22 protein-coding genes and 1 pseudogene are annotated in these 20,963 nt (G+C 70.6%); 2 read left to right on the top strand and 21 right to left on the bottom strand.

Annotation, left to right across the window (positions count from 1 at the left end):
* Positions 1 to 127: 127 nt before the first annotated feature.
* Both tsf and rpsB read right to left on the bottom strand, forming a co-directional pair.
* Positions 128 to 964: a translation elongation factor Ts gene (tsf, locus tag AC0699_RS15535; protein WP_469770368.1), complete on the bottom strand. Its 837-nt coding sequence runs from the start codon at positions 962 to 964 to the stop codon at positions 128 to 130.
* Between the two features lie 96 nt (positions 965 to 1,060).
* Positions 1,061 to 1,927 (bottom strand): 30S ribosomal protein S2, encoded by an 867-nt coding sequence (gene rpsB, locus AC0699_RS15530; RefSeq protein ID WP_469770369.1) that lies wholly within the window; start codon positions 1,925 to 1,927, stop codon positions 1,061 to 1,063.
* A 217-nt stretch (positions 1,928 to 2,144) separates the two neighbouring features.
* On the opposite strand from rpsB, the pseudogene AC0699_RS15525 reads away from it, so the two are divergent.
* Positions 2,145 to 2,573 (top strand): annotated as a pseudogene (locus AC0699_RS15525) (peptidoglycan DD-metalloendopeptidase family protein); the annotation flags it as partial.
* 463 nt (positions 2,574 to 3,036) lie between these two features.
* Here AC0699_RS15525 and AC0699_RS15520 read toward each other — a convergent pair.
* The 18 genes from AC0699_RS15520 to proS all read right to left on the bottom strand — a co-directional run bounded on the left by AC0699_RS15520 (position 3,037) and on the right by proS (position 17,626).
* On the bottom strand, positions 3,037 to 3,597 hold the full coding sequence (locus AC0699_RS15520) for a TetR/AcrR family transcriptional regulator (protein WP_478660305.1): 561 nt from the start codon (positions 3,595 to 3,597) through the stop codon (positions 3,037 to 3,039).
* A 92-nt stretch (positions 3,598 to 3,689) separates the two neighbouring features.
* On the bottom strand, positions 3,690 to 4,526 hold the full coding sequence (gene whiG / locus AC0699_RS15515) for an RNA polymerase sigma factor WhiG (RefSeq protein WP_453659109.1): 837 nt from the start codon (positions 4,524 to 4,526) through the stop codon (positions 3,690 to 3,692).
* A 254-nt stretch (positions 4,527 to 4,780) separates the two neighbouring features.
* Positions 4,781 to 5,947: a DNA-processing protein DprA gene (gene dprA, locus AC0699_RS15510; RefSeq protein ID WP_478660083.1), complete on the bottom strand. Its 1,167-nt coding sequence runs from the start codon at positions 5,945 to 5,947 to the stop codon at positions 4,781 to 4,783.
* A gap of 16 nt (positions 5,948 to 5,963) precedes the next feature.
* Positions 5,964 to 7,586 (bottom strand): YifB family Mg chelatase-like AAA ATPase, encoded by a 1,623-nt coding sequence (locus AC0699_RS15505; RefSeq protein ID WP_478660081.1) that lies wholly within the window; start codon positions 7,584 to 7,586, stop codon positions 5,964 to 5,966.
* Complete coding sequence (locus tag AC0699_RS15500) at positions 7,586 to 7,966, bottom strand: YraN family protein (RefSeq protein WP_478660079.1); 381 nt, start codon at positions 7,964 to 7,966, stop codon at positions 7,586 to 7,588. Before AC0699_RS15500 ends, AC0699_RS15505 begins: the two co-directional genes overlap by 1 nt.
* A gap of 193 nt (positions 7,967 to 8,159) precedes the next feature.
* Entirely contained in the window at positions 8,160 to 8,468 is a 309-nt protein-coding gene (locus tag AC0699_RS15495) for a DUF2469 domain-containing protein (RefSeq protein ID WP_003965949.1), read from the bottom strand.
* A 55-nt stretch (positions 8,469 to 8,523) separates the two neighbouring features.
* Positions 8,524 to 9,015: an NUDIX hydrolase gene (locus tag AC0699_RS15490; RefSeq protein ID WP_453659118.1), complete on the bottom strand. Its 492-nt coding sequence runs from the start codon at positions 9,013 to 9,015 to the stop codon at positions 8,524 to 8,526.
* Complete coding sequence (lepB, locus tag AC0699_RS15485; protein WP_478660077.1) at positions 9,008 to 9,760, bottom strand: signal peptidase I; 753 nt, start codon at positions 9,758 to 9,760, stop codon at positions 9,008 to 9,010. Before lepB (AC0699_RS15485) ends, AC0699_RS15490 begins: the two co-directional genes overlap by 8 nt.
* A gap of 50 nt (positions 9,761 to 9,810) precedes the next feature.
* Positions 9,811 to 10,695 carry a signal peptidase I gene (gene lepB, locus AC0699_RS15480; protein ID WP_469770425.1) on the bottom strand — a complete coding sequence of 295 codons (885 nt, stop codon included), beginning with the start codon at positions 10,693 to 10,695 and terminating at the stop codon, positions 9,811 to 9,813.
* Positions 10,586 to 11,671, bottom strand: a complete 1,086-nt coding sequence (gene lepB, locus AC0699_RS15475) for a signal peptidase I (protein ID WP_478660075.1) — start codon at positions 11,669 to 11,671, stop codon at positions 10,586 to 10,588. Before lepB (AC0699_RS15475) ends, lepB (AC0699_RS15480) begins: the two co-directional genes overlap by 110 nt.
* Positions 11,664 to 12,431, bottom strand: coding sequence for a signal peptidase I (lepB, locus tag AC0699_RS15470; RefSeq protein ID WP_478660073.1), 768 nt, complete (start codon positions 12,429 to 12,431; stop codon positions 11,664 to 11,666). Before lepB (AC0699_RS15470) ends, lepB (AC0699_RS15475) begins: the two co-directional genes overlap by 8 nt.
* A 72-nt stretch (positions 12,432 to 12,503) precedes the next feature.
* A complete protein-coding gene (rplS, locus tag AC0699_RS15465; protein ID WP_453659122.1) occupies positions 12,504 to 12,854 on the bottom strand; it encodes a 50S ribosomal protein L19 in 351 nt (116 codons plus the stop codon).
* Between the two features lie 129 nt (positions 12,855 to 12,983).
* On the bottom strand, positions 12,984 to 13,805 hold the full coding sequence (gene trmD, locus AC0699_RS15460; RefSeq protein WP_453659123.1) for a tRNA (guanosine(37)-N1)-methyltransferase TrmD: 822 nt from the start codon (positions 13,803 to 13,805) through the stop codon (positions 12,984 to 12,986).
* A complete protein-coding gene (gene rimM, locus AC0699_RS15455) occupies positions 13,805 to 14,353 on the bottom strand; it encodes a ribosome maturation factor RimM (RefSeq protein ID WP_469770377.1) in 549 nt (182 codons plus the stop codon). Before rimM ends, trmD begins: the two co-directional genes overlap by 1 nt.
* Before the next feature lie 76 nt (positions 14,354 to 14,429).
* Positions 14,430 to 14,669: an RNA-binding protein gene (locus tag AC0699_RS15450; RefSeq protein ID WP_453659125.1), complete on the bottom strand. Its 240-nt coding sequence runs from the start codon at positions 14,667 to 14,669 to the stop codon at positions 14,430 to 14,432.
* Between the two features lie 2 nt (positions 14,670 to 14,671).
* Positions 14,672 to 15,121 (bottom strand): 30S ribosomal protein S16, encoded by a 450-nt coding sequence (rpsP, locus tag AC0699_RS15445; RefSeq protein ID WP_469770378.1) that lies wholly within the window; start codon positions 15,119 to 15,121, stop codon positions 14,672 to 14,674.
* 214 nt (positions 15,122 to 15,335) lie between these two features.
* The gene (locus tag AC0699_RS15440) at positions 15,336 to 15,965 is read right to left on the bottom strand and encodes a hypothetical protein (RefSeq protein WP_453659127.1); all 630 of its coding nucleotides are present in this window, start codon (positions 15,963 to 15,965) and stop codon (positions 15,336 to 15,338) included.
* Between the two features lie 245 nt (positions 15,966 to 16,210).
* Complete coding sequence (proS, locus tag AC0699_RS15435) at positions 16,211 to 17,626, bottom strand: proline--tRNA ligase (protein WP_478660070.1); 1,416 nt, start codon at positions 17,624 to 17,626, stop codon at positions 16,211 to 16,213.
* A gap of 211 nt (positions 17,627 to 17,837) precedes the next feature.
* Between proS and AC0699_RS15430 the strand changes: the two genes are divergently transcribed.
* Positions 17,838 to 18,698: a methyltransferase domain-containing protein gene (locus AC0699_RS15430; protein ID WP_478660069.1), complete on the top strand. Its 861-nt coding sequence runs from the start codon at positions 17,838 to 17,840 to the stop codon at positions 18,696 to 18,698.
* A gap of 192 nt (positions 18,699 to 18,890) precedes the next feature.
* Here AC0699_RS15430 and ftsH read toward each other — a convergent pair whose 3' ends face one another.
* The gene (gene ftsH / locus AC0699_RS15425; protein ID WP_478660067.1) at positions 18,891 to 20,807 is read right to left on the bottom strand and encodes an ATP-dependent zinc metalloprotease FtsH; all 1,917 of its coding nucleotides are present in this window, start codon (positions 20,805 to 20,807) and stop codon (positions 18,891 to 18,893) included.
* Positions 20,808 to 20,963 lie beyond the last annotated feature (156 nt).

Below are 20,963 nucleotides of genomic sequence, written 5' to 3'. Positions count from 1 at the left end.
CATTGCCGGTGGGTGCTGGTGTCCCTGCGGCAATGGCCTCCTCGTCAGATCTGCGGTCGTCCGGCGTCTACGCGGCCGACGACTGCTGAGAAACCCTAGCGGGCTCCCGTGTCGATCGCGTACCGGCTCAGATGCCGACCTTGATGCGCGAGAAGCGCTTCAGGCTGACACCGGCCTCGTCCAGGATCTGCTGGACGGACTTCTTGTTGTCGAGCGCGTACGGCTGACCGAGGAGGGTGGCCTCCTTGAAGAAGCCGTTGACGCGACCCTCGACGATCTTCGGGAGAGCGGCCTCGGGCTTGCCCTCGGCGCGCGTGGTCTCCTCGGCGACACGACGCTCGGACTCGACGACCTCGGCCGGGACGTCCTCGCGGGAGAGGTACTTCGGCGCGAAGGCGGCGATGTGCTGCGCGACGCCCTTGGCGATCTCCGCGACCGGCTTGTCGAGCTCGACGAGAACACCGATCTGCGGGGGCAGGTCGGGCATGGTGCGGTGCATGTACGCCGTGACGTAAGCGCCGGAGAACTGCGCGAAGCGGTCCAGGACGATCTTCTCGCCGAGGTTGGCGTTGGCCTCGTCGACGTACGCCTGGACGGACTTGCCGGGCTCGATCTCGGAGGCGAGCAGCGCCTCGATGTCGGCCGGGTTCGTCGCGGCGACGTGGGCCGCGAGCGCGTTGGCAACGGCCTGGAACTTCTCGCCCTTGGCGACGAAGTCCGTCTCGCACTTCAGCTCGAGGATGACACCGGAGGTGTTGTCGTCGGCGATCAGGGAGACGACGGCACCGTTCTCGGCGGAACGGCCCTCGCGCTTGGCGACGCCCTTCTGGCCCTTGATGCGCAGCGCCTCGACGGCCTTGTCGACGTTGCCGTCGGCCTCGTCGAGCGCCTTCTTGCAGTCCATCATGCCCGCGCCGGTGAGCTCGCGGAGCTTCTTAACGTCAGCGGCGGTGTAGTTCGCCATGTCTGTGAATCTCTCTGAAGTCGAAGAGTCGAACGATCTACGGGTCGACGGCGGGGGCTTCATGGGCCCCCGCCGTCAGCATCCGAACCTGTGGTGTCAGGCCTGCTCGGCGTCCGCGGCCGGGGCCTCGGCAGCGGCCTCGGCCGGCTTCTCGGCCTCGGCGGCCGGGGTCTCGTCGGCCTTCTTCTCGCCCTCGAGCAGGTCGCGCTCCCACTCGGCCAGCGGCTCGCCCGCGGCCTTGTCGCCCGGCTTCGAGTCACCGGTGGCGACGCCGGAACGGGCGATGAGGCCCTCGGCGACGGCGTCGGCGATCACACGGGTGAGCAGCGTGACGGAGCGGATCGCGTCGTCGTTGCCCGGGATCTTGTAGTCGACCTCGTCGGGGTCGCAGTTGGTGTCGAGGATCGCGACGACCGGGATGTGGAGCTTGCGCGCCTCACCGACGGCGATGTGCTCCTTCTTGGTGTCGACGATCCAGACGGCGCTCGGCACCTTCTGCATCTCGCGGATACCACCGAGGGTCTTCTCCAGCTTGGCCTTCTCGCGGGAGAGGACCAGGAGCTCCTTCTTGGTGAGGCCGGAGGCGGCCACGTCCTCGAAGTCGATCGCCTCGAGCTCCTTCAGACGCTGAAGGCGCTTGTAGACGGTGGAGAAGTTGGTGAGCATGCCGCCGAGCCAGCGCTGGTTGACGTAGGGCATGCCGACGCGGGTCGCCTGCTCGGCGATGGCCTCCTGCGCCTGCTTCTTGGTGCCGACGAACATGATGGAGCCGCCGTGCGCGACGGTCTCCTTGACGAACTCGTAGGCGCGGTCGATGTACGACAGCGACTGGAGCAGGTCGATGATGTAGATGCCGTTGCGCTCGGTGAAGATGAAGCGCTTCATCTTCGGGTTCCAGCGACGGGTCTGGTGACCGAAGTGGACGCCGCTCTCCAGCAGCTCCCGCATCGTGACGACGGCCATGGCCGTATCTCCTTGAGTTTCTCGGTTATGTCCTGACGCCCCGACGCGCCGTGCCACAAGGGACCGAGGAGCGCGGCCACCGACCGAGGATGAGGGTGGTGGCGGGGCGTGCGAAGTCGACCCGGTGACCCGGATCGCCAGAAGAAGTGTACGGGACCGGCGCGGTGCCGGGTGACGGCGCTGTCCACAACTGGCCGGTTGTCCACAGATCCGGACCATGATCAGCGCGGTCGGGGCGGGATGCGGGACGGTCTGTGCCATGAATCGCGTACGAGTCGTGACGATCGCGCTGGCGGCTTCGCTGCTGGTGTTGCTCCTTGGAGGGGTGGCATGGGCAGGGGTCTGGCCGGTGGGCCCGCCGCGCCCTGCGGTGGCGCGGGGCTGGGAGCCACCGGCCACTCCGTACGGGCGGGGCCACCGCGGGGTGGATCTGGTGGCGCCACCGGGTACGGAGATCCGGGCTGCGGCTCCGGGCCGGGTGTCTTTCGCGGGGCCGGTGGCGGGGCGCGGGGTCCTGTCGATCACGCTGACGGGCACCGGCGAGCCTCCCCTGCGCACCACGTACGAGCCGGTCCGGCCCGTGATCCGCCCGGGCACCGAGGTGACCGCCGGTCAAGTGGTCGCCGTCCTGACGGAAGGCCCCTCGCACTGCCCGCAGGGGTGTCTGCACTGGGGCCTGCGCCGCGGCGAGGAGTACCTGGACCCGCTGTCGCTGCTGCCCCCGTCGGCCCTGCGGCGCGGCCCGTCCCGGCTGCTCCCCGTCTTCGGCGTCCCGAGCCCGCCCTCGGAGCGGGCGTCACAGGCGTCGAAGCAGACCCCGGAACCACGGCCTGCGGTCGCGACAGCGGGCAGCACATCGCGGGAAGGTGCGGACTGTTTCCAGGCTCTGGCTCTGGCCGCAGCGGCGGTCTGGTCGTACAGCGCACTGCGGCGCAGGTGCCGACGGGACCGTCAGGATCCACAGCACCGACAGGATCGACAGGACCGGCGCCTGCGGGGCGACGCATACGGGGAGACGGGCGCGGGAGACTTCCCTTCCGGGCGCCGCGTCAGGGCGCGGTGCGGGCCTGCCCCGGGCCCCGGCGGCATGGGTCCGGCCACCGGTGAGCTCAGTCGCCGCGGACGCCCCGGAGTGCCATCGACACCGCGGCCTCGGCGATCACGGCCGGGGCCTCGGCGGCGCCGAGCTCGATGCGACGGACCGCCGCGTCCACGACTCCCTGGAGAAGCATCGCGGCCAGCCGGGGCTGCTGGTGGCCCAGCTCCCCGAGGGCCTCCACGATCATCGCGACGAGGCCGCCGTGCGCGGCGCGGATCTTCTCCCGGGCGCCGGCGTCCAGCTCGCTCGCGGAGATCGCGACCACGGCGCGGTGCCGTCGGTCACCGACCAGTTCGAGCTGCTGCCGTACATACGCCTCGACCTTGCCCTCGGGCGTCCCCGCCAGCTCCATGGCGGCTTCGACCTCGGCCGCCCAGACCGGGAAGTCGACGGCGCAGAGCTCCTCGACGACAGCGGCACGGGAGCGGAAGTACTCGTACACGGAGGACCGGGCGAGGCCCGTGCGCTCGGCGAGGGCGGGGAAGGTCAGCGCTTCCGTACCGCCTTCGGACAGCAGGGAACGCGCGGCATCCAGCAGGGCGCCGCGCTGCATGGTCCGGTGCTCGGCCACGGAGGCCGCTCGAATCCTGGGCACGGGTCCACTTTAAGGCCGTGGCCGTCGATGAGTACGGGGCAGGGACGATTCGGCCCGACCGCCACGTGTCACCTGCCGACGTCGGCCAGCTTTGCCCTGAGCTGCAGCACCGACTTGGTGTGGATCTGGCTGACTCTGCTCTCGGTGACGCCGAGGACGTTGCCGATCTCGGCGAGGGTGAGGCCCTCGTAGTAGTAGAGCGTGACGACCGTCTTCTCGCGGTCGGGGAGCGTGTTGATGGCGCGGGCGAGGAGGCGGCGCAGCTCACGGTCCTCGGCGACTTCGACGGGGTTGTCGGCGGCGGTGTCCTCCAGTGTGTCCATCAGGCTGAGCCGGTCGCCGCCCTCGCCGCCCACGTGCAGCAGCTCTTCCAGGGCCACGACGTTCGCCAGGGACAACTGGCTGAAAACGGAGTGGAGTTCCTCGAGCGAGATACCCATTTCCGAGGCGACCTCGCCCTCGGAGGGGGTGCGCCGCAGCTGGGCCTCCAGCGTGGCGTAGGCGCGCTCGACGGCGCGCGCCTTCTGGCGCACGGAGCGGGGGATCCAGTCCAGGGCCCGCAGTTCGTCGATCATGGCGCCCCGGATGCGGGTGATCGCATAGGTCTCGAACTTGATGGACCGCTCGATGTCGAACTTCTCGATGGCGTCGATGAGGCCGAAGACCCCGGAGGAGACGAAGTCCGCCTGCTCGACGTTGGACGGCAGACCGACGCTCACCCGGCCCGCGACGTACTTCACCAGTGGCGAGTAGTGCAGGATCAGCTGCTCCCGCAACCGTCCGTCACCCGTGGCCTTGTACGACCGCCACAACTCTTCGAGCGACGAGGGCGCGGGCGGCCGCACGGTGCCACGGGCAGCGGGTGGCACTGCCGCGCGGTCAGACCCGGAGGTGTGCTGGGGCATGCGTTGCCTTGAGCCGTTCTGCTGTGGGGTGTGAAGGGACGGGTGTCTCGTCGGATGGTTGGGTGGGGAACCTGGTGAGCGTAGCGTGACTGGAGTATTGCGGTGCGCGAACAGCGGCGTATCGCGCACATGCGGGTAGGTACCGTCGGCCACACCTTCGAACGCGGGCCGACGCCGTACACGCCGGTCCTCCCGGTGTCACCGAGTGAGCGGCGAGGGTCATCGGTGTCACCTTTTCACCCGATTGCGCCAGGTCAAGCACCGCCTCGCCGTGCGTTCGACCCCTGTATCGCAGGTGGCGCCAACTGCCAGCCGTCGCCGTGCCGTTCGACGAAGCCGAGTGAGTGCAGTTCGTACAGCCTGGCGAGCGCCTCGTCAGCAGTCGTCCCCGCCCTTCGGGCGATGTCCCCCTTGCCGAGCACGCCCTGGGCGGGGAGACACTCCAGGATCCGGGTGCACGCGGGCCCGAGGAGGTCCCTGGGAAGCACCGGGCCGTGGCGCGCCGGGGCGAGGTCGCCGATGTCACCCACGAGCTCGGCCACTTCGTCGGCGTCGGTGACCAGCACACCCTCTCCGCGCAGCAGTTCATGCACGCCGGCCGATAGTCCGCTGGTCACCGGCCCGGGAACGCCCATGGTGCAGCGGCCGAGACGGAGCGCACTGCGCGCGGTGACCAGGGAACCGCTCCGGTACTCGGCTTCGACGACGACGGTGCCGCGGGTGAGGGCCGCGATCACGCGGTTCCGCAGGACGAATCTGCTGCGCGTCGGATGAGCGCCGGGCGGCAACTCTCCGATCACCAGCCCCTGTTCCACAATGCGGCCGATCAACTCCGCGTGGGCACGGGGGTAGGCCACGTCGACTCCGCAGGCCAGCACCGCGACGGTCGCTCCACCGGCGGCCAGGGCCCCTCGGTGCGCGGCGCCGTCGACGCCGTGGGCCGCGCCGGAGACGACGACCCAACCGCGCTCGGCGAGGCCTGATCCAAGGCTCGCCGCCACATGTGCGCCGTAGGGTGTGCAGGCCCTGGCCCCCACCACGGCGACCGAGCGCAGCGCCCATTTCCGCAGGTCGGGAGTGCCACGCACCCAGAGCCCGACGGGCATGGCGTCCCCGAGGTCAGCGAGCTGACCCGGCCACTCCGGGTCACCCGGACAGAGGAAGCGCCCGCCGGCCTCCGCCACCGTTTCGAGGTCGTGCTGCGGGCGGGCCGCCGCGGCCCGTGTCCGATAGCCCTCGATCCGCTGCGCCCCTGCTCCGGTCAGGGCACCCTCCCCCGCTCGAGGCGCGCTGAGCCGCGCCATCAGCTCCACGGCGCCGTGCTGCCGCAGCAACCGCCCTCCCTGTTCATCACCCGGTTCGACGACCCGCGTCAACGCCGCCCGCGCCTTACGCTCCTCCTCACTCACCGCCGCCGGCATGCGCCCGCCCTCCCGCTCACCGCTCGGCTCCGATGCCCACAGGGACGCCCCTGGCGATGCCCGTGCGCAGTTGCAGCGCGAGATCCACGTCGTGGGCGGCGGGCCTCCCGCGCCCGGCGAGGTCGGCGACGGTCCATGCCACGCGGAGGACGCGGTCCATGCCCCGGGCGGTGAGCAGCCCCCGTTCCATGTCGCGCTCGGCAGCGGCGAGCGCGCCGGGCGCCACCTGCCAGCGGGTGCGCAGCTCATGACCGGGCACCTCGCTGTTGACGCTCCACGGGGTGCCGTCCAACCGGTCGGCGGCCCTGGCCCGGGCCTCCTGGACCCGGGCGGCGACGACCGCCGTCGGCTCCCCTCGCCCGCCCTGCCCCAGCAGGTCCGAACGGTTGACCGGCTCCGCCTCGACACGTAGGTCGACCCGGTCGAGCAGCGGCCCGGACAGCCGGGCCTGGTAGCGCCGGATCAGCGATGCGGGACATTCGCACCCGGCACCGTGCAGGGTGTGCCGGCCGCAGGGGCAGGGGTTGGCCGCCAGCACCATGAGGAAGCGGGCGGGAAGCCTCACCACCCCTGCGCTGCGCGCGACGACCACATGCCCGGACTCGAGTGGCTGACGGAGGGCGTCGAGCGCTTTGCCGGAGAACTCCGGCGCCTCGTCGAGGAACAGCACACCCCGGTGTGCCAGGGACACGGCTCCGGGCCTCGGCAGGCCCTGGCCACCGCCGACGAGGGACTGCATGGTTGCCGAGTGGTGCGGGGCGCAGTACGGCGGCGTGCGCACCAGGGGCTCGCCCGGCGGGAGAATGCCCGCGACGGAGTGGACGGCGGTGACCTCGAGGGACTCCTGCCGGGTCAGTGGCGGCAGCACTGCGGGCAGCCGCTCGGCGAGCATCGTCTTGCCCGCTCCCGGCGGCCCGTGGAGCAGCAGATGGTGGCCACCCGCCGCCGCGACCTCCAGGGCGGTGCGTGCGGCGTGCTGTCCGGCCACGTCGGCGAGGTCCGGCCAGTGGCCGTCGTCGCCCGGATCCGGGGCGAGCCCTGTGCCGACCCCGGCGCCCGGCACCATGAGTCCGGCGAGCATGGCGTCCGGCCGGCCCTCGCCGTCGCGCTCCTCCTGTGGCACCGGCTCGTCGTTGAGCACCGCGATGAGCTGGCGCAGGCTTCGCACCCCGAGCACGGATACGCCCGGCACCAGGGACGCCTCCCCGGCTGTCTGCTCGGGGACGACCACCTGCCGGTATCCCGCCTCGGCGGCGGCGAGGACCGCGGGCAGTACCCCGCGCACGGGCCGCACCCTGCCGTCGAGCCCCAGCTCCCCGACGAGCACCAGATCGGCGATCGCCCGCGGGTCGATGCGCTCCGCGGCGCCGAGGACCGCGCAGGCGACCGCCAGATCGAAGCCCGATCCGCTCTTGGGGACGGAGGCGGGACTGAGCCCCACCGTGAGCTTCTTCTGCGGCCACTCCGCGTCCGAGTTGACCACGGCCGCCCTGACCCTGTCGCGGCTCTCCACCAGGCTCTTGTCGGGCAGTCCGACCAGGGCGAAGGCCGCCACCCCGGGCTCCAGATCGGCCTGGACCTCGACCACGACGCCTTCGACGCCGACCAGCGCCACCGAGCACGTACGAGCGAATCCCATCAGGCCACCCCCCGCGCGTGCTCGACGCGGGGCGCGCCACGCCGGGGCAGCACCACGCCGACCAGGTCGATCCGCACCCCGCCCGGCGGGGGTGGTCCGTCGTGCCGCTCGAGCCAGCAGGCCGCCAGCCGTCTGAGCCGGGCCGCCTTGGCGGGCGTGATCGCAGCCATCGGGTGCTCGAACGGCCCCCGTCCCTCGGCCCCGCCCCTGCGGGTCTTGACCTCGCAGACGACCACCATGTCGCCGTCCCGGGCGACGATGTCGATCTCGCCGGCCCGTCCGCACCGCCAGTTCCGTGCCAGCACGGTCAATCCGGCATCGGCCAGGCGCCGGGCCGCCAGCTCCTCGCCGTACTGTCCGAGTGCCCCCGTCGCGTTCATCTCGGCACCACCTCCGGCACCGACTCTGACGCGTCACACCCCAGCTTGTGGATCTTGGTGGACAAGCCGTCCGTTGTGGATAACTCAGCCACCCGGCAGGGGGAACCACCCCTGCCACTCGGTCGCCCTGGCCCACAGGCACCGCCACAATCACCGCCAGAGCCCCCAATGCCGGCCCGGCCGCGGACCCGGATCAGCCTCCCGGAAGCTCCAGGTCGCTCTTGTTCAGCTCCTCGATGTTCACGTCCTTGAAAGTGAGCACGCGGACCTGCTTGACGAACCTGGCCGGCCGGTACATGTCCCAGACCCAGGCATCTGCCATCGAGACCTCGAAGAAGACCTCGCCCTGCACCGAGTGCACCTGCATCTCGTAATCGTTGGTGAGATAGAAACGACGCTCGGTCTCGATCACGTATTTGAACAGACCGACGACGTCGCGGTACTCCCGGTAGAGCTTCAGCTCCATCTCGGTCTCGTACTTTTCGAGGTCCTCGGCGCTCATGGCATGTTCCCCTTCAGCCGTGCGTCCCCCTATTGTGCGCCAGCCCCGCGCGTCCCTAGACGATTTCTGGGGCCAAGACCACCGGCGCACTCGGAGGACCCTCGTCGAGCAGCGTGCGCAGCAGCTCGGCGAGTCTGGTCGGATACACCGTCTCACGCGCCGCAGACAGTTCGGCGGAGGTCCACCACCTCAGCCCCGCGACGCTGCGCTGCTCCAGCCGCGTCAGGCCGTCGAGGCTGGTCGCGGTCTGCCCGGTGCGTGCCAGGTAGTACCACTCGTCCTGGTCCCAGCGCCGTCCGTCGAACGGGAACGAGCACACCCGCTGCCAGATCACCGGCCCCAGTTCGACGTCTGTGATCCCGGTCTCCTCGGCGAGTTCACGCAGTGCGGCCTGCTCACGGCTCTCGCCGCCCTCGATACCGCCGCCGGGCGTGAACCACCAGCTGTCCGCCGGATCGTCCGGCTCGAAGCCGTGCAACAGCAGGATGCGGTCCTGCGGGTCGAGCAGGATGACCCGTGCGACCTTCCGCAGCTGCTGCTCAGGCATCCGCCGTCACCCTGGTCCGTGCGCCGCCGGGTGTCTTCCGGCGGCCGAAGGCCCGCGCGACCGGCCCGTACGCCGCGCCCGCCAGGATCAGCACCGCACCCAGCGCCACCGACCCCACCACCAGCTTCACCGGCCCCGGCCGGGACACCCCGCCCGGCAGCGCGGCGAAGCTCTGCGGGCGCTCCACCAGCGCGCCCAGCGGCCATGCCACGGCGTCCAGCCGGGCGGTCACGGCCTCGCGAGGCACCGAGCCGTGCCCGGGGTCCTCGAGGTGCACACGGGAGTCCAGGGAGCCCATGCGGTCGTCACCGAGCAGGAAGAGCTGCCCCTGGGGCACTGTGGCGGTGAAGCCGGTCAGCGAGGCCCGTTCCTTGTTGCGCAGATAAGGTTCTTCGATCGCCTTGCCGTTGATGGTCATCCGGCCGTCGGCGTCACAGCACGCGATCTTGTCACCGCTCACCCCGACCACGCGCTTCACCATCGGCATGTCGCCCCACACCTCGTCGGTGAAGACGACGACATCGCCGCGCCGGACCTCGGAGCCCTCGATCCGCTGCGCCAGCACCCGGTCGCCGGCCTCGACCGTGGGGGACATGGATTCAGTCGGCACCGTGTACGGCCGGTACTGCACCGCTCCCCAGACGAACCCACCGAGGAAGAGCACACAGCCGACGGCCACGGCCAGCCCCGACAGCACCCTGCCGAGCCGACCGCGGCCGCCTTCTGTACGTCCTGTTCCGCTCATCCCAGCGCTCCCCACCTCGGAGATCGACGATCGCTGATCCGAGCGGCACCCTACCCGCCGGTCTGCTCCCGGGTCAGCATCCTTCGGCGCACCAGCACGATGGGCAACGCACCCGCCACACCCAGTGCGCCCGGCGCGACGGCGGCCGCGGCGCTCAGTCCGGGCTGGTCGAAGGTGGCGGGCACCGGAAGCGTGGACCAGCGGCTGAACGGCCAGGCCACCACGACGGCCCGTCCGACGACCTCGTCGTTCTTGACCGTGCCGTTGCCGGGGAGCTCCTGGTGGTAGCGGGAGTCCAGCGAGTTCTGCCGGTTGTCACCCATGACCCAGATGCTGCCCTCGGGCACCTTGACCGGCCCGAACGGCTTGTCGTCGCACGGCGTGCTGCCGGGGTGGATGTACGACGTCTCGTCCAGCGGCTTGCCGTTGACGTGGACCTTGCCGCCCTTCTTGCACTCGACGGTGTCCCCGCCCACCCCGATGACCCGCTTGATCAGGTCCTTCTCCTCGGCGGACGGCATCAGTCCGATGAAGCTGAGGAACTTCTGCATCGCGTTGGGCTCGGGGGCCTGGGCGTCGTCCAGCCAGCCGCCCGGGTCGTGGAAGACGACGACCTCGCCGCGCTCGGGCTCCGAGCCGAACCACGGCGTCAGCTTGTCGACCAGCACCCGGTCGCCACGCTGCAGCGTGTTCATCATCGAGTCGGAGGGGATCGAGAACGCCTGCACCAGGAATGTCTTGATCAGCAGCGCGAGGAGCAGCGCGATACCGATCAGCAGGGGCAGTTCCTTCCAGAACGACCGGTGCGTCCTCACTGGGTCACCGTCACCCTCCGGGGAACCACCGCCAGAGCCATCGCCGTCGGGGGAAGGCTCCGCCAACCGCTCCGGCCGCTCCTCGTGCTCGTCGTGTCCGGATCGTGCGTCGACCGCCAAATCCCCCACATCCACTCCTCACTCCGTGCAACCGCCGGCGCCGGAGGCGGCGCAGGCCCACCACTCCCATAACGAGCGGGAGTTCCGCAGGGCTCGGGAGCAGGACCATTCCGTTCAGATCCTGAGAGGACACACTATGCGACGGTCCGTGTGCCGTGGCGGTCCCGGCACGCGCATCGGGCACAGAGGCGTACGTTCCCCGCTCCTCCAGCTTGCTCCAGTGGTCGAACGGCCATGCGATGACGACCGCACGCCCGACGACTTCCTCCTCCGAGACCGTGCCGCGGTACTGCTCGTCGAGGTGGAAGCGCGAGTCGGCCGAGTTCGAGCGGTGGTCGCCCATGACGAAGAGCCGCCCGGCCGGGACCTGCACGTCGAACTTGAGTTTGGAGGGGACGTTTCCGGGGTGCAGATACGGCTCGTTCAGCGGTACGCCGTTGACCGTGACCCTGCCGCCCTGGTCGCAGCAGACCACGCGGTCGCCCCCGACCGCGACCACGCGCTTGATCAGATCCTGCTCGTCGTCGGACGGCAGCAGACCGATGAAGGTCAGCACCTGCTTGACCTGCTTGACGACGACAGGGTCGTCCTTCTTGGGGGTCTGCTCCTCCTGCAGCCATCCGCCGGGGTCCTTGAAGACCACGACGTCACCTCGCTCCGGCTTCGAGCCGAACCACGGCGTCAGCTTGTCCACCAGCACCCGGTCGTCGATCTTGATCGTCTGTTCCATCGAGCCGGAGGGGATCACGAAGGCCTGGACCAGGAAGGTCTTGAGGACCAGCGCGATCAGCAGCGCCACGGTTATGAGCAGGGGTATCTCCTTGACGGCGGACCGCTGCCGCCGTCGCTTCACCTTCTTCGCCAGCCTGCGCCGCTCCGCGCGCCCCGGGAGGGGCCGGACGCCGTTGGTGGGGCGCGTGCCGGTGGGCAGCCGGGTGTCGGCCCGGTGGCTCGCGCGCCGTCCGCGGTTACCCATGCGCACCGTCCGGTTCCCGTACGCCGTCGAAGGCGTCGGTGGGCTCCAGCGCGGACCAGCGGCCGACCGGCCAGCCGATCCAGCCCGCCCGTCCGATCACCTTGTCGAGGGGGACCACGCCGCCGCCCGGCTCCCCCAAGTGGTCGCGGGAGTCCCGGGACTTGCTGCGGTGGTCGCCCATGACCCACAAGGTGCCTCGCGGTACGACGATGTCGAAGGGCACCCGGGACGGGGCGTCGCCGAAGTACACGTAGCGCTCTTCGACCGGCACGCCGTTCACTTCGACTCTTCCCCCCTCGTCGCAGCAGACCACGCGGTCGCCCCCGACGCCCACCACGCGCTTCACGAAGTCGGTCTCGACGGGCTCGGCCAGGCCCACGGCGGCGGCTGCCCCGTGCACCAGCCCGGTCACCGGATTCTCCTCGGGCGTCTCCCGGACGAATGATCCGGTGCCGTCGAAGACGACCACGTCCCCACGCCGTGGCTCAGAACCGAAACGGTACGCCAACTTGTTGACCAGCACCCGGTCACCGACCTCCAGGGTCGGCTCCATGGAGGTGCTCGGGATCAGGAAGGGCTGCACCACGAAATGGCTGAGCAGCAGGACAAAGACCGCGCAGACGCCACCGAGCAGGCCGGCCCGCCGCCAGGAGAACTGCCGGGAAATGCGCGCGGAGCGCGACCCCTCTTCCGGCCGTGACTCATCGGTCTCCGGTGCGGAAGAGCGGTCGCGCTCCGTGTGCTGTGCTTCGGTGTCCATCGGGGCCAGATGCTATCCGGCCGCCATAAGAACCGTATGAGGCCGCAGCTGCGCGCGGGTGTGAGCCGTAGCTCAGTTCTCGCGCTTCTCCTTGATCTTCGCGGCCTTGCCGCGCAGCTCACGCAGGTAGTACAGCTTCGCGCGACGGACGTCACCGCGGGTGACGAGCTCGATCTTCTCGAAGATCGGGCTGTGCACCGGGAAGGTGCGCTCGACGCCGACGGAGAAGGAGACCTTGCGGACCGTGAAGGTCTCGCTGACGCCGGAGCCCTGGCGGCGGATGACGACACCCTTGAACTGCTGGATACGGGAGCGGTTGCCCTCGATGACGCGAACGTGGACGTTCACGGTGTCACCGGGACGGAACGCGGGGACGTCGGTCCGCAGCGAGGCGGTGTTGACGGCGTCGAGCAAGTGCGACATGTTCGTCTGCTTTCTTCGCCGATGCCACAGGTCATCAGCGGTACGTAGAGATGAGATGGGGGCCGCGGCGTCGGAGCGGGCGTCGTGTCCCCCTGTGGCAGGGGCGCACGCCGGACGTACGGCAGCGGCCTATTCTTCCACGGCCTCGGGCCTGCGCCAAAATCGGCCGTCGGGCGAGGGCGCCCAGCCGAGGATGGAGAGGATCTCGCGGTCCTTCTTGTCGAACGCCGACGGGTCGCAGCGCTCGATGAGGTCGGGCCGGTTCCGGGCCGTACGGCGGAACGCCTCGTCCCGGCGCCACCGCGCGATCTTCCCGTGGTGCCCGCTGAGCAGGACGTCCGGGACGTCGCGGCCGCGCCACACGGGCGGCTTGGTGTAGACGGGCCCCTCCAGCAGGTTTGCCATGGCGCCGGGCGCAAAGGAGTCGTCGCGGTGCGACTCGGCGTTGCCGAGGACGCCCGGCAGCAGCCGCGCCACGGCCTCCGTGATGACCAGAACGGCCGCCTCGCCGCCGGCCAGGACGTAGTCCCCGATGGAGACCTCGTAGACCGGTATCCGGGTGGCGTACTCGTCCATCACGCGGCGGTCGATGCCCTCGTACCGGGCGGGGGTGAAGATCAGCCAGGGCCGCTCGGAGAGCTCGACGGCGAGTTCCTGGGTGAACGGACGGCCGCTGGGGGTCGGCACGACCAGCGCCGGCCCGTGCGCGCCCGTCTCGTACCCGTCCGCGAGCGCGTCGTCCAGCGCGTCACCCCAGGGCTCGGTCTTCATGACCATGCCGGGGCCGCCGCCGTACGGGGTGTCGTCGACGGTGCTGTGCCGGTCGTACGTCCAGTTCCGCAGGTCGTGCACATGGACGTCGAGCTGCCCGCGTGCCCGCGCCTTGCCGACGAGCGAGACGTTCAGCGGCTCCAGGTACTCGGGAAAGATCGTGACGACGTCGAGCCGCATCAGGACGCGTCCTCGTCACGGCTGGAATCGATCACGGCCCGGTCGTCGATGAGTCCCGGCGGCGGGTCGATGACAGCCTTCTGCTCCGCCAGGTCGATCTCGGTGACGATCTCCTCGACGAAGGGGATCATCACCTCGCTTCCGTCGGGCCGCTCCACGATGAACAGGTCCTGCGAGGGCAGATGCGAGATCTCCGTGATCCGCCCGACCTCGGTCCCGTCGGTGAGCACCACGTCCAGGTCCATCAGCTGGTGGTCGTAGTACTCGTCGGGCTCGTCCGGCAGCTCGTCCGGATCGACCTCGGCGATCAGCAGGGTGTTGCGCAGGGCCTCGGCGCCGTTGCGGTCCCGCACGCCTTCGAAGCGCAGCAGCAGCCTGCCGCTGTGCACCCGGCCGGACTCGATGGTCAGCGGTCCGGCGGAGGCCGGCTCGGTGGCCAGTACGGCCCCGGGTGCGAGCCTCAGTTCCGGCTCGTCGGTACGTACCTCGACGGTGACTTCGCCCTTGATGCCATGGGCACGGCCGATCCGCGCGACTACCAACTGCACGCTCAATGCTCCTGTCATACGACTCGGGCCGGGATGGGCCGCAGCCCACCCCGGCCCGTGCCGGTGATTCAACTTCTCAGTGGACCTGGTCCACGTCGACGAGGTCGACACGGATGCCACGACCGCCGATGGCGCCCACGACGGTGCGCAGGGCGCGCGCGGTGCGGCCGTTGCGGCCGATCACCTTACCGAGATCGTCGGGGTGCACCCGGACCTCCAGCACACGCCCACGGCGCAGAGTGCGCGAGGCCACGTGCACATCGTCCGGGTTGTCGACGATGCCCTTCACGAGGTGCTCGAGAGCCTCCTCGAGCATGCTCAGGCCTCGGTCGACTCGGCGGGAGCAGCCGACTCAGCAGCCTCGTCCGCCTTCTTCTCGGTCTTCTTCGCCTTCGGGGTGATGGCCTCACCCTTGGCGTCGTCGCCCTCGAGGGTCTTGGCGAAGGCCTCGAAGGAAGCGCGCTTGTCTTCCTTCGTCTCCGGCTGGAGCAGCGGCTTCTCCGGGGCCGGCAGGCCCTTGTGCTTCTGCCAGTCGCCGGTGAGCTTCAGGATCGCGAGAACCGGCTCGGTCGGCTGGGCGCCGACGGACAGCCAGTACTGCGCACGCTCCGAGTCGACCTCGATGCGCGACGGGTTGTACGTCGGGTGGTACAGACCGATCTCCTCGATGGCCCGGCCGTCACGGCGGGTACGGGAGTCGGCGACGACGATGCGGTAGTGAGGCGAACGGATCTTGCCCAGACGCTTCAGCTTGATCTTGACTGCCACGGGAGTGGGTTCTCCTGGTTTTGACGTGGTTGGGCACAACGAGATGCCGCGTGGGGTTGCGGACCCGATGGCCCGATGGACGCGTCAGCCGGAGGAGAGAGGGGTCCTGTGCGACTGTCGAGTACAGCTAGCCATTGTGCCACACGGATCCGGACCGGCCGACCCGTGCCCCAGGTCGGCGCGAGGCCCCCACTCCCGTGCGCGGCCGGGCGGCTCAGCTCGCCGCGGCCACCGCTTCAGGGATGCGGAACGGCTTCCCGCAGCCGCCGCAGACGATCGGCGCCTGGGCGAGGACCGACGGCACGACCCGGACGTTGCGGCCGCACTCGCAGACGGCTTTCACCCGGACGCCGCCGCCGGACGAACCGTGCCGCGCGGCCGGACCCCGGAAGGTCCGCTTGGTGTCGGAGGCCGTCGCGACCGTGTGCGCGGCGAGGGCGCGCTGCAGCCGCTCGATCGTCGGGCGATACCGCCGCTTCGCCTCGGGGTTGAGCGTGACCAGCGAGAAACCACTGCTCGGGTGCGGCTCCTCCGGGTGGTCCAGGCCCATCTCCTCGGCGATCGCCAGGAACCGGCGGTTGTGGTAGCGGCCGGCGCGCGAGGTGTCACGGACCCCTCGGGCGGCGGCGATGCCGTGGACTGCCTCATGGAGCAGTCGCTCGAAGGAGAGCTCGTGGCCGCAGGCGGACGAGGACTCTCCGATCAGGGACTCTGGCGCGGCAAGGTCAGGCAGCTCGGGGTGGTGCCGCTGAATGTCGGCCCACGCCTGTGCCAGCTCTGCGGCGAGAACAGGTGGTGTCGTGCTCACGTCGTGATAACGAGCCGGGCGGCTCGCGGGTTCCATTCCGGGGCATCCCAAATATTTTGCACGTACCCGTCAGTTGGCATTGATGCGTCCTGACGAGGGCGGGTGCGCTGATCTGCGGAGAAGCCTCACAGCTCACACCAAGCCGGTACGTAGCGACCCGTCTACGCAGTAATGCCGAAGATGCACGCCCCCGGCGCGTACCCCGGGACCGCGCTCCGGGGCGCGGATGGCCCGAGGGGGCTCGTGGGTCCTCGGAGGCGCCCGCCCGGCCGCGACCGCCGTCAGTAGGCCCGCGCGACGATCGCGAGCGTACCCGGGGCGTCGTCGGCGTCCGGCACCGACCCGTCCGCCGCGACCAGACACCGCACCGACACGGCCTGATCGGCGAGCACCGCCTCGCCCTCCGGACCGAGTGCCGCCCAGGGGATACGCGCCCAGCCGCCCGCGACCGCGGCCTCGGCGGCCGCCTCGATCGTCGTCACATCGCTCGTACGGGCCTCTCGGCGTTCACGCGACTGGCGCAGCAGCAGCGCCTGGTCCTCCTCCAGCACCGTGGGCAGCAGACCGGCGAGCGACTCGATCGCGACGGGTTCCTTGCCTCCGGGGATGCGGCGGGCCAGCATCGCCGTGCCGCCCTCAAGATCGCGCGGGCCGACCTCGATGCGTACCGGCACGCCCTTGAGCTCCCAGTCGACGGCCCGGCGGCCGAAGGGGGTGTCGGTGCGGTCGTCGACCTGGACGCGGACGCCGGCGGCCCTGAGCCGGTCGCCGATCTCGCGGACCTTGGCCAGCACCGCCTCGTCGCCCTTGATGGCGAGGACGACGGCCTGCACGGGCGCCAGGCGCGGCGGGACGCGCAGGCCGTTGTCGTCGCCGTGCGACATGATCAGACCGCCGACCATCCGGGTGGAGGAGCCCCAGGAGGTCTGCCAGGCCAGCTCCTGCTTGCCGTCCTTCGACAGATAGGTGGTGTTGAAGGCCTTGGAGAAGTTGGTGCCGAGCTCATGGCTCGTGCCCATCTGGAGGGCCTTGCCGTCACCCATCATGCCTTCGAGCGTGAGGGTGTTGACGGCGCCCGCGAAGCGCTCCCTGGGCGTCTTGCGGCCCAGCACCACATCGATACCGAGGACGTTCACCATGAAGTCGGCGTAGACGTTCCGGTGGATGTGGGCGGCGTAGTCCCGGGCGTCCTCATAGGTGGCATGGGCGGTGTGGCCCTCCTGCCAGAGGAATTCGGTCGTGCGCAGGAAGACCCGGGGACGCATCTCCCAGCGGACCACGTTCGCCCACTGGTTGATCAGCAGCGGCAGATCGCGGTAGCTCTGGATCCACTTGGAGAAGTAGTCGTTGACGATCGTCTCGGAGGTGGGACGGACGACGACCGGCTCCTCCAGCTCCTTGCCCCCGCCGTGCGTGACGACCGCGAGCTCCGGGGCGAAGCCCTCGACGTGCTCGGCCTCCCTCGTCAGGTACGACTGCGGGATGAAGAGGGGGAAGTACGCGTTGGACGCCCCGGCTTCCTTGATGCGGGCGTCCATCTCCTGCTGCATCCGTTCCCAGAGCCCGTACCCGTAGGGGCGGATCACCATCGTGCCGCGCACCGGGCCGTTGTCGGCGAGCTCGGCCTTGTTGATCAGGTCCTGGTACCAGCGAGGGAAGTCCTCCGCCCGCGGCGTGAGAACGGGTGCCTTTGCCATGGCGGGAATCGTAAGGGGGCCGCACTCTGGATGGGGAATCGATCGGGGCGCGAGGGCGCACGGCCGGGGCACGCGAGGCATTGCGGCGCGACCTCTGGACGTACGGACGGATGCGGAGTTCCCTGGCATACGGGGGGAGCACGAGCGCACGTACACGGGGGGCTGTCAATCAGGGCACAGCTGACCTCTCGGCGGATTGGGGCGCTTTTCGATGACACCTACGCTCGTCCGGCACCACTCCCGTACGGCCTCCGCTCCCCCGGCGGATCCCGCCGCACGCGCCCGCGACTGGGTCGAGATCCAGGAGCGGATGCTGGTGCCCCTCTACGAGGCGGTGTACGAGCACCTGGAGGTCGGCAAGGGCTCCCGGCTGCTGGGGCTCGGCTGCGGCTCCGGTCTTGCCCTGCTGATGGCCGCGGCGCGCGGGGCGAGCGTCACCGGCGTCGACACGGACCGGTCCAGGATCGCACTGGCCCGCGAGCGGCTGCTCGCGCCGGAGCCCGACCTGGCTGCCTCGTCCGCCGCGGCGGGGGCGCGACTGGTGGAGGGCGGTCCCGAAGCGGCGGCAGATCCCGCGCTCCCCCGGTTCAGCGTGATCACGATTTTTCAGCCGATCGGGTGTACGGCGGGCGACTCCGAAGGACTCGTCCCCGCGTTGGAGGCGGCGGTTCCGCTGGCCGAGCGCGGCAGCCCGGTCGTCCTGGCGGGCTGGGGCCCGCCGGAACGGTGCGCCACGTCGGCGGTGCTGCGGGTCGCGAGCCGGCTCACCGAGCGGCTGCGCGCGGGCGGCGGCTGGCGCCCGGCACGGCGGGACGACCTGGAGGACGTGGCGACCAGGGCGGGTCTCAAGCCGGACGGCTCCGGGCGGGTGGCGTGCCCCTTCGGCTACGCGGACCTGGGGAGCGCGGTGCGCGGGCTGCTGTCGACCGGGCTGTTCGACGCTGCGGTGCGGGCGACGGACCAGGCGCAGGTCGAGAAGGAGGTCACGGAGGCGCTGCACGCGCATGTACGGGCCGACGGGACGGTGTGGATGCCGAACGTCTTCCGCTACTTGATCGCCCGCACGCGGTAGGGGCGACCTCTGTGTCGCGGGGCCAGAAGCATCGCAGGGCCCGAACCGAGGGCAGGCTCCCGGACCCCGTACGGCCTCCGGCCATGTCCTCGATCTCCCCCGGAGCTTCGCCTGGAGGACCACCCCCAGACGGGCTCCGGCGGAGCCCGGGGCACGGGGTCCGGGGGCAGCGCCCGGCCCGGCGGGTACGGGCTACTCCGACTCGTCCTTGGTGAGGCGTGGGATGCCCGCCGCGCGGTATGCCGCGGACTCCTCCAGGGTCTCGTTGGCGAGCAGGGCCTCCGCGAGAGCGTCCAGCCGGTCGCGGTTGTCGCGCAGTTGGCGGCAGGCGCTCTCGTAGCACTCGTCGGCGATCCGGCGCATCTCGTGGTCGACGGCGTCCAATGTCGCCGAGGCGGCCATGAGTCCGTACGGCTCCTGCGCGTCGCCGGGGATGGCGGTGAGCCGGCCCACGCGCTCGCTCATGCCCCAGCGGCCGACCATGCCCCGGACGAGGTGGGTGACCTGCTCCAGGTCGCTCTCCGAGCCGGTCGTGACGACCCCGAAGACGACGTGCTCGGCCGCCATGCCGCCGAGCGCGCCGATGATGCGGCCGCGCAGATACTCCTCGGTGTACGCGTATCTGTCGGCGTCCGGGGTGGAGAGGGTGACGCCCAGCGCACGGCCGCGCGGCACGATCGTGACCTTGCGGACGGGGTCGGCACCCGGCTGGAGCATGCCGAGCAGTGCATGGCCGCTCTCGTGGTACGCCGTCCTGCGCCGCTCCTCCTCGGGCATCACCAGCGGCCGCTCCGCACCGAGCTGCACCTTCTCCAGGGCGTCGGAGAGATCGCTCTGGGTGACCTCGCTCTGGCGGCGCTTCACCGCGAGCAGCGCGGCCTCGTTGGCGAGGTTGGCGAGTTCGGCGCCGGTCATTCCCGGTGTCGTACGGGCCACCTGGGCGAGGTCGACGGTCTTGGCCAGCGGGATCTCCCGGGTGTGGATCTCCAGGATGGCCTGGCGGCCTCCCCGGTCCGGCGGGCTGACCTGCACGATGCGGTCGAAGCGCCCCGGCCGGGTGAGCGCGGGGTCGAGGACGTCGGCTCGGTTGGTGGCGGCGAGCACCACGACGCCCTCGGAGCCGGTGAAGCCGTCCATCTCGGTCAGGATCTGGTTGAGGGTCTGCTCGCGCTCGTCGTGACCGCCGAGGCTCGCGCCGGCGCCGCGCACCCTGCCGATGGTGTCGATCTCGTCGATGAAGACGATGGCCGGGGCGACCTTGCGGGCCTCGGCGAAGAGTTCCCGTACCCGCGAGGCGCCCACGCCCACGATCATCTCGATGAACTCGGAGGCGGACGCGGAGAAGAACGCCACTCCCGCCTCGCCCGCCACGGCCCGCGCGAGCAGGGTCTTTCCGGTGCCGGGCGGGCCCGCGAGGAGGACACCGCCGGGCATCCGGGCGCCCATGCTCCGGTATGCCTCCGGGTTCTTGAGGAAGTCGACGACATCGCTGAGCTCGCCCTCGACCTCGTCGATACCGGCCACGTCGTCGAAGGTGGTGCGCCTGCCGACCGTCACCTCGACGGGTTTCGGCGGCGGCTTACGACCGAGCGGCCCACCGCCCATGCCCCCACCCATCCGCCGCGCGAGGAACACCCAGAGGAGCACGAGCAGCAGGAGCGGTGCGAGCGAGATCAGCAGGTTGACGAGAAAGCCGCGCTCGGCGACGACCGGTTCGGCCGTCACGGTGACACCCTTCTGGGTGAGCTGCTGCCACAGGTTGTCGTCGGCGAAGGCGGGCCGCTGGGTGGTGAACTTGGTGTAGTCGCCGCCGCCCGGAAGCGCCTGTTCGCTCTTCAGCTCGCCCTGGATCGCGTCGCCCTTGGCGTAGATCTTGGTGACGTTCCCCGCCGTGACCTGCTTGCTGAACTCGGTGTACGAGATCGTCGGCTCATCGCTCTCCCCGAAGTACGACAGCGCCAGAAAGGCGATGAGAAAGACGAGCAGCGCGGCGAGGACCAGCCCCACCCAGCCGCCGGGCATCTTCCTCTTCGGCGGTGGGGGCGGCGGCGCACCCTCGGAGCGCCAGGGCTGGTCGGTGCGGTCGCGCGGGGGTACGGAATTGGCCACGCTTGCCCTCCTGCCCTCCTGCTCCGGTGGTCTCGGGCCGGACTCTGCTGCCCATGACCGCACAGATCCCGGCTCCCCGCCACCCGGGGCGTCACATGGCGGAGGGCCCCGCGGTCCGGTGACCGCGGGGCCCTCTTCACGTGCTGTTCAGGCGCG

It is taken from the genome of Streptomyces sp. NPDC043870, assembly GCF_056435785.1.
Note: the sequence above shows the minus strand (reverse complement) of the source record. Positions and strands in the feature narration are given on the sequence as shown.